This is a genomic window from Oleiphilus sp. HI0061 (assembly GCF_001635675.1).
The window spans coordinates 1-950 of sequence record NZ_LWFE01001774.1 but is presented as its reverse complement, the minus strand read 5'-3'; the positions used below and the strand labels follow the sequence as shown (position 1 = coordinate 950).

At 40.0% G+C, this 950-nt stretch carries 2 protein-coding genes; both read right to left on the bottom strand.

Features of this window, described 5'->3' with window-relative positions:
* A partial coding sequence (locus A3735_RS27035; protein WP_304440033.1) for a wax ester/triacylglycerol synthase domain-containing protein occupies nt 1–477 on the bottom strand: 477 nt, incomplete at its 3' end.
* A 187-nt stretch (nt 478–664) separates the two neighbouring features.
* A partial coding sequence (locus tag A3735_RS32195; protein ID WP_231882668.1) for a hypothetical protein occupies nt 665–950 on the bottom strand: 286 nt, incomplete at its 5' end.

The window sequence follows — 950 nt, the reverse complement described above, 5'->3', positions numbered from 1 at the left end:
AAACGGTTTCACATTCGGCGCATCATCGGTAATCGAGTGAAAAACAGAAATCAAAGCTAGCCCGTCTGCATAGCTATGATGAACCCGCAGAATAATCGCATTACCCTGCTCATAGTTATCGACAAACAATAGCTGCCACAAAGGTTTGCTTGCATCCAGCGGTATGCTCGCCTGATCCGCAAGATAGCTCTGTAGAGCTTCTTTGTCTGCATTACCTGTTAGCGCAACACGTTTAACATGGTTATCAATATCGAAGTAAGGATCTTCCTGCCAATAATACTGCCCGGTCTTGAATACAGGGCAAGAAGTAAAGCGTGGAAAACGTAAGAAACGATTAATGATGGTATTTCTAAAATCATCAAAAGCCATACTCTCGGTAATGAGCATGGCATTTATAATCATCAGGTTGGTAGGAGAGTCCATACGCAACCAAGCTGTATCAGCACCTGTTAAAGGTTTTAATTTGCTGTTACTCATGCCTGACCCCAAATATTGTTTTTATGTAATGAGAACGACAGAACGATAGTGATTGCAAAGATAGCAGATATCTTGGCGAAACGGCACCAAGAAAGTAGTGTTATATCTGAGCAATATGACATTCAAGTTTCAATTGAAACCAAATGTTACATTTTTTAACACCGAAAAATAAGCCCATCTGCCATAATTATTTCATAGAGTTACAGACGCTTTTAAACTTAAGTTCTAAATAGCGCTCATTGTTTGACCAATTTAATATTCCATTGTTGCTCAAGCTGCGTATACTTATTGATAAATAATCTAACATTTGCACGGTTTCAGATACAAAGTGAAACCTAAGCAAAGCCATAGTCACAGGGCCTTCCAAGTGTGCAAACGCCGGAAAAGCCAGCTGCCAAATTTTAAGCGCAGCATGACTATTAGAGAGTTGGGAGAGTAAAATGCAAGCAATCCATGCGCGCAAACTGATAAAG